The 6,441-nt window shown below is 56.5% G+C and carries 6 protein-coding genes; all 6 read right to left on the bottom strand.

The annotated features are described in order from the left end of the window. Window positions 1–320: 320 nt before the first annotated feature. The 6 genes from tyrS to HMPREF2698_RS06835 all read right to left on the bottom strand — a co-directional run bounded on the left by tyrS (window position 321) and on the right by HMPREF2698_RS06835 (window position 6,426). A complete protein-coding gene (gene tyrS / locus HMPREF2698_RS06860) occupies window positions 321–1,580 on the bottom strand; it encodes a tyrosine--tRNA ligase (protein WP_070563142.1) in 1,260 nt (419 codons plus the stop codon). 75 nt (window positions 1,581–1,655) lie between these two features. Continuing rightward, entirely contained in the window at window positions 1,656–1,844 is a 189-nt protein-coding gene (locus HMPREF2698_RS06855; RefSeq protein ID WP_070523125.1) for a Trm112 family protein, read from the bottom strand. Between the two features lie 11 nt (window positions 1,845–1,855). Next, a complete protein-coding gene (locus tag HMPREF2698_RS06850; protein WP_070563140.1) occupies window positions 1,856–2,455 on the bottom strand; it encodes a hypothetical protein in 600 nt (199 codons plus the stop codon). A 36-nt stretch (window positions 2,456–2,491) separates the two neighbouring features. Beyond that, window positions 2,492–4,060: a vWA domain-containing protein gene (locus tag HMPREF2698_RS06845; protein ID WP_070563137.1), complete on the bottom strand. Its 1,569-nt coding sequence runs from the start codon at window positions 4,058–4,060 to the stop codon at window positions 2,492–2,494. Next, a complete protein-coding gene (locus tag HMPREF2698_RS06840) occupies window positions 4,061–5,215 on the bottom strand; it encodes a hypothetical protein (RefSeq protein ID WP_070563135.1) in 1,155 nt (384 codons plus the stop codon). It lies immediately after the preceding gene. Window positions 5,216–5,388: 173 nt separating this feature from the next. Next, window positions 5,389–6,426 carry an ornithine cyclodeaminase gene (locus HMPREF2698_RS06835; protein ID WP_070563132.1) on the bottom strand — a complete coding sequence of 346 codons (1,038 nt, stop codon included), beginning with the start codon at window positions 6,424–6,426 and terminating at the stop codon, window positions 5,389–5,391. Window positions 6,427–6,441: the final 15 nt, after the last annotated feature.

The following is a 6,441-nucleotide window of genomic DNA, read 5'->3' as shown; positions in this document are numbered from 1 at the left end:
CACACTATTGAGTTCTCAAACATCGTTCGCACACTCAGCGCAATGAATATTTATTATTCACCGTCTTGAGCGGCTGGAGTTCATACTCTAGTAAACAAGTTTAAACCTTGTCAACTGGGAGTTAATCTCCGCGTCACCAGCGTCTCGCGGCGACTTCGATAAATATACGCACACCCCCAACAAACAACAAATCCCCAGGTATTCATACGTTTTCGATGAGTCCTAGTCCCGATTGTGAATCGCATGTCCAGAAAACGACGAATCCCGCCGCACGAGGCGGCGGGATAGGCATGGTCTGCTCCGACTAAGAAGAGCGCTTGTTAGCTGAGCTTGGCACCGGCGAAGTTCTTCTTTCCTCGTCGCAGAACAAGCCAAGAACCGTGAAGCAGATCCGTAGCGTCCGGCTCCCACTCATCAGACTCAATGCGTTTGTTGTTGACGTACGCGCCACCTTCCTTGATGGTGCGTCGGGCAGCGCCCTTCGAATCGGCCAAGCCGGCGGCAACCAACAAATCAACAATGGTTCGCGGCTCTCCTGCGGAAATCTCTGCCACAGTGGTCTCAGACAAGGCACCAGCCAGGGTATTTTCGTCCAAATCAGTGAGCTCAGCTTTGCCGAACAGTGCCTGCGCTGCTAGCTCCACAGCCTTCGTAGCCTCTTCACCGTGCACCAATGTGGTCATGTCCTGGGCCAACCGGCGCTGCGCTTCACGACGGAATGGTTCGTCCGCGACCTTCTGTTCGTAGGAAGCAATCTCTTCCTGATCAAGGAAGGTGAACCAACGCAGGTAGTCGATGACCACAGAGTCGCCAGCGTTTAGGAAGTACTGGTACCACGCGTACGGGGACGTCTTCTCCGGATCCAACCACAGCTTTCCGCCACCGGTGGATTTACCGAACTTCTGCCCCTGGGCGTCCGTAACCAACGGAACGGTAAGGCCGTGAACCTTCGCACCGTTGACACGTCGGTTGAGATCCACGCCGGATACGATGTTGCCCCACTGGTCGCCACCGCCGATCTGCAGGACACAATTCAGCTCATTATGCAGGTGCACGTAGTCGTTGGACTGAAGCAGCATGTAGGAGAACTCAGTGTACGAGATTCCGTCGGACTCCAAGCGACGCTTGACCGTGTCACGGTCCAGCATCGTATTCAAAGAAAAGTTCTTTCCCACGTCGCGCAGGAAGTCAATGACAGACATCTGAGAAGTCCAGTCCGCGTTGTTGACCATGGTCGCCGCGTTCTCACCCTCGAAGTCAATGAACTGGCGCAGCTGCTTCTTGATAGCCACCATATTCTCATTGATGGTCTCCTGCGAAAGCATGGAGCGCTCCCCCACATCCCGCGGGTCGCCGATTTGCCCCGTAGCGCCACCAGCGAGGGCGATTGGGTGATGCCCGGCCTTTTGAAAACGGCGCAGCATAATCATCGGCACCAAGTGGCCCGCATGCAAGGAGTCACCCGTGGGGTCGAAGCCGCAATATAGAGTGATGGGTTCCTCGCAAGCCGCGCGGAGGGCGTCGAGATCTGTGGACTGGTTAATGAGGCCGCGCCACTGCAGCTCATCAATGATGTTCATGGAGGCTCCTTTTACTTCGATTCCGGCTTGACGGGATAAGTGTTCGCAAAGACCACTAGATTCGCGGGATGCGTCTTAGGCATCGTCGTCAGTTGGCGGCCACGGCGTTGCGTGATCGGCCAGCATGACGGGAATACCGTTTTCAATGGGATAGGCCACCCCTAGCCGGTCATTGACCAGTACCTGTTCTTCTTCCAGGTAGTTCAGTGGGCCTTTGTCCTGCGGACACACCAAAATGTCGAGCAGCTTCGGATCAAGACTCATACCCGCCAACCCTACACCTCCTTGGAATCTACAGAAGGAGTGGTCCCACCAAATTGCAGCTTCAGCGCCATGGAGTGATCCTGCAGGCCACGGACCGAGTTCTGGGCAATGGCGTCACGAATCTCCATCATCTCTCGATTGAGTATCCCCAGCGCCTCAGTTACCTCTTTGACCGCAGCGGGCTCGTTGAGTTCCGTTACTTCTAAATAGGACTTCACCAAACTGCTCGAGTGCTCCTCAATCATGTCGCGGACAAGGGACTGCTGACTTGGGGCATCATCGAGCCTGTCCCAGTTGTTGAGCACCCACGTTGCCGAGGCGTCGAACTCCGTCCACGCGCAGTCTACGGGCGCCGGAATGTCTCGGCGGTGCAGGCTGTAGCGAGTGCTCTTCAGGCTTGTGGTCAGCCGGTCCGCCTCAGACACCGGAGGGGCTGGAAGCTTCTTGCCCTGCCTCTCCGGCGGGATGAGGAATCCGGCTGCCGCGCCGCAGCTGGCCGCCACGATGGGCCAAAGGAAGCCCAGTCCGCCGCCAGTGAGGAAGTGCAAGGCAGCGACGAGCACCGTCACTACAACTGCGGCAATTACCTTGCGAGGGGTTACGTCGTCCATGGATGCCTGCCTTCCTTGACAATGGAGAATGGTGTTTTACTGATAAGCGCGAATTTCTTCGAAGGCCCCGGCCAGATCACCGTCAAGGGCGTTGAAGGTTTTGCCGCCGGTGAGTTGGGCTAGCTCCTCCATCTCTTGAACATTGGCTTCACCGTACAAGATGACGAACACCGGGATATCCTTCTTGTCCGGTGGGAGCTGTTCGTACGCCTCCTTGAACTGAGCAAAGGTTCGGCCGCGAGTGACCTCACCGTCGGTCATGAGCACCACGGTGCCAATATCGCCGTCGCCAGTGCTCAGCTCATCAAAGGCTTTAAGCACTGAGTCGAACGTGGCGGTTTCTCCGTCGGCCTGCAGGTCCTCTACTCGATCCGCCAGTTCTTTGACCGAGCCCATGTTTTCGGTATCCATCACCGCGCGGGTCACTGGCTGAGGTTCGGACGAGTACGGCATGAGCTTGATTTGCTCGCGGTTACGGAAGGCAACCTGGCCTTGTTCCGCGGTATTGCCGTCCGCAGAGCCGTCGATAAGCGGGCGCAAGCTGCTCTTGAGAAGGTCGATACGCTCACCTTGCATAGAACCCGAGGTATCCAGCACAAGAGACGTGTTGCCCGGTTTGCGCAGCTCGTGGGCGAATGCGGCCTCCAGCGCCTGTGCAGTCTTCTCGTTAGCGGGATAAGGAAGCTCGAACATGGTGCCCGGCAGATCGGAATTGTCCACACGCAGGTGGTAGCTCTTCAGCAGCTGGGAAGAATCACGCAACCAATCAGCCAACGCCTGCACCTTAGCTTCTGCGTCATCGTCTGGGGAGCTATGAAGGGCCGTGAGTGGATAATCCGCGGAAATGACACCATCGGAAGGAATGACCACTTGTAGGTCTGCGCCTTCGTCCTGGAGCTGATAGAGCACGGATTCGTAGTTAATAATCGCGTCCGCTTGCTCCGGATGCTCGCGGAAGCGATCCGCCAACCATCCCGAGGAGCCAGAGGTGAGCGTCTGATTACCAAACAGGTCTTGGACCTTGTCCGAAGCCTTGTAGATATCCTCCTCCGTTAGCGCTCGGCCAGTGTCCGCGAAAGCGGTGGTGGCCGCAGACAAGGCGGAGAAACCCGAGTTCGACGTTGATGGGTCGGTCATCCCAAAGGTGATACCTGAATCTGAAATCTCCTGCCAGGTCGGCTGCGTGGTGTCCCATCCGTGCTTGCGTGCGATATCCTTATGCACGCCCAACGCCACAGGTGAGCGCGCGACGCTGAATTCCTTTCCCAACTTGCTATCGGCACCAATGATGCGGGCGTAGCGGTTGGTGGCGAACCACGTGGCGTCATAATGTCGGTCAAAGGTTCCTTGTTGCAACGAACGGGAGTTCTCCAACGTCCCCGACTCCGTGGTCATGGTGATATCGAAGCCTAGATCCTGGGAGGCCTGTTCCAGGACCGGCTCTAGCGGAGCAAGCTCCGTTGCGGCGACAATCTTAAGGTCACCGTCTTGCTCTTGCTCGCTTGAGGTTGAGTCGTCGAGCCAACTGTTTCCACTGACAGCGGAACAAGCAGCAAGAGCCATAATGCACGACACGGCGACGAATGCCTTCAGGGATCGCAACATTCACATCATCCTTTCCGGGAGGTCGTTTCCCGTGATTAATCCCAGCTCTTGCTGAATGGCTTCAAAGTCTTGCCAAGACGTGGGACGTTGTTGAGTTGGCAGCGGGAGAGGGCTGTACTCCACGTCAGCGACCAGCTTGTCGAAGATGCTGGTCGGCTCCGTGCGGTATCCCTGCATCGCGGCAACACCTTGAATTGAACGGTCACTCACGGCGGCGGCGAAAGCATCACCTTCCTCCGTTTGCGGGACGACGGTGGAGGTCAGCATTGCCCCTGGGTCGAGGGCTAAGGGAGTGTAGTCCTTGAGCATCGTGCTGCCCTCAGAATGTGATTGCTTAAAAAGTTCGGCCACGTACTCGGCTTCGGTGGCCAACACCATGGGCATCTCGCCCTGCCCAAGACGCAGGTAGGTATCAAAAATCCCCTGCGTGCTAGCCTCTCCGTGCCCTTGGCCTACGAGTAGTCGTTGCATGGCATCATCACCGCCTGCTGTTCCCCCAACGGAACGAATCAGGGCGGCATACTGCAGAGCTGCATTGGATTCGCGGAGGCTGGGAACCGCAACATCGACAACGCGAGGAGATCCAAAAGACGGGCTAATATCGCGCCAGCGTGTGCCTTCCTTTGACATCTCGTTCAATTTTGCAAGATCGAGGGACCTGTTACCGCCGTTGTCAACCACCAAGCCTTGAGATTCCATATCGCCCACCAAATCCGTATAGACCAGTGCGATGAGTGGCGTAGAGAATGCAACCACCGAGCCGGGGTCGGCCCCAGTGATGGTCGTAGATTTATCCTTCGTCTCAGCAACACGTGCCGCGCCATCCACAACGGGCATGACGAAGTCATAGTCAGGGTCGGGCCTGCTAGCAATCTCTACCAAGTCCTGGGGCGAGAAAACGTCATACGTCACCGAGATGCCAACCTCTGCAAATACTTGTTGCCGCTCCGCGGCTTTAAAAAACTCCTCATCTTCCGGACTGATGGCACCCTTCACGTGGAGGAGGTCGCGATGCGAGGAGGGCGAACTGGGAAAGCTAAAGCTGGGCATCGAAATCCAGCCACGCCCCATTACCACGGAGACGATAGCGACAACCAGGAAGGCGAGGGCTGCGATAACTGACTTCTTTCGTCCACCCGGCTGTGCGCTACTCATGACCTAAATCATAAAAGGCACTCCGCCATGGTGCTCGACTTACCGATCGCGCACCCCCGATGCAGTCCCCCGCTGCTGCTATCCGAAAGCGGTTGCCTTAATAAGTACTGCAGAGATCAATGCGGCCACAGCGGGACAGAGAAAAGGGCGGCGACTCTGCCCCGACCATTGGGCTAAAGAAGCGAAGGCACGTTCGCGACCAATGAGAAGAGATCCTTAGGGTCCTCCGGGTTGGCAATGATATCGATCTCTGACTCCAAGTCAGTGCCTCTTACAGAATCACGAAGGTAGCGAAGGGCAGAAAAGTCATTGATGGCGAATCCGACATCATCGAAAAGCGTGATTTGTTCATCGCTTTCGCGGCCCGTCGCCTGCCCTGTAAGTACCTGGTAAAACTCAACTACTGGGAAGTCTGCCGACTTCTGTTGAATCTCGCCCTCGATGCGCGTCTGTTCCGGGAACTCAACAAAGACCTTGGACTTGTCCAGAATAGAGCTCTCTAGCTCGGTCTTGCCCGGGCAGTCACCGCCGACCGCATTGAGGTGCACGCCAGGTGTGACGTGATGCTCGGCCAGGATTTGGTTCTGGGCTTTATCGGCCGTGCAGGTGGTGATGATGTCGGCGCCCTGTACGGCTTCATCAACACTTGAGCAAGCTGCGATGTTGAATCCCAATGGCTCCACGTTTCGCTGGAACTTTTCTACTGCCTTCGGGTCAATGTCATAAATAGCGATGTCATCGATCCCCATTACACCGCGGAATGCAAGGGCCTGGAACTCTGACTGCGAGCCAGCCCCCACCATGGCCATACGCTTGGAGTCTTTTCTGGCTAGGTGCTTTGCCGCCATGGCGGAGGTGGCCGCCGTGCGCAGTGCCGTAAGCAAAGTCATTTCGGCCTCGAACGTGGGGTAACCGTTGTCGACGTCAGCAAGCACGCCAAAAGCAGTTACCGTCTGAAAGCCACGTGCGGGGTTCGAAGGATGACCATTGACGTACTTGAAGGAGTACTCCTTGCCATTGGAGGTGGGCATGAGTTCGATGACGCCGAACGGGGTGTGAGAAGCCACGCGTGCGATTTTGTCGAATCGCTCCCATTCGCGGTAGTCCGCCTCAAGGTAGTCCACCATTCCGAGAATGATGTTTTCTACTCCCTCACGCTGTATCCAGCGCGCCATATTCTCTACATCTACGAATTTGACAGCATGGTTCATTGCAATCTCCGATCT

It is taken from the genome of Corynebacterium sp. HMSC072A02 (assembly GCF_001810085.1).
Classification (GTDB): domain Bacteria; phylum Actinomycetota; class Actinomycetes; order Mycobacteriales; family Mycobacteriaceae; genus Corynebacterium; species Corynebacterium hesseae.
This window is presented reverse-complemented; position numbering and strand designations above follow the sequence as displayed.

What these genes read in the sequence shown, in the direction of transcription:
- tyrS (WP_070563142.1), bottom strand. Translation starts at nt 1,580, where the DNA reads ATGAACATCATTGATGAGCTGCAGTGGCGCGGCCTCATTAACCAGTCC.
- HMPREF2698_RS06855 (WP_070523125.1), bottom strand. Translation starts at nt 1,844, where the DNA reads ATGAGTCTTGATCCGAAGCTGCTCGACATTTTGGTGTGTCCGCAGGAC.
- HMPREF2698_RS06850 (WP_070563140.1), bottom strand. Translation starts at nt 2,455, where the DNA reads ATGGACGACGTAACCCCTCGCAAGGTAATTGCCGCAGTTGTAGTGACG.
- HMPREF2698_RS06845 (WP_070563137.1), bottom strand. Translation starts at nt 4,060, where the DNA reads ATGTTGCGATCCCTGAAGGCATTCGTCGCCGTGTCGTGCATTATGGCT.
- HMPREF2698_RS06840 (WP_070563135.1), bottom strand. Translation starts at nt 5,215, where the DNA reads ATGAGTAGCGCACAGCCGGGTGGACGAAAGAAGTCAGTTATCGCAGCC.
- HMPREF2698_RS06835 (WP_070563132.1), bottom strand. Translation starts at nt 6,426, where the DNA reads ATGAACCATGCTGTCAAATTCGTAGATGTAGAGAATATGGCGCGCTGG.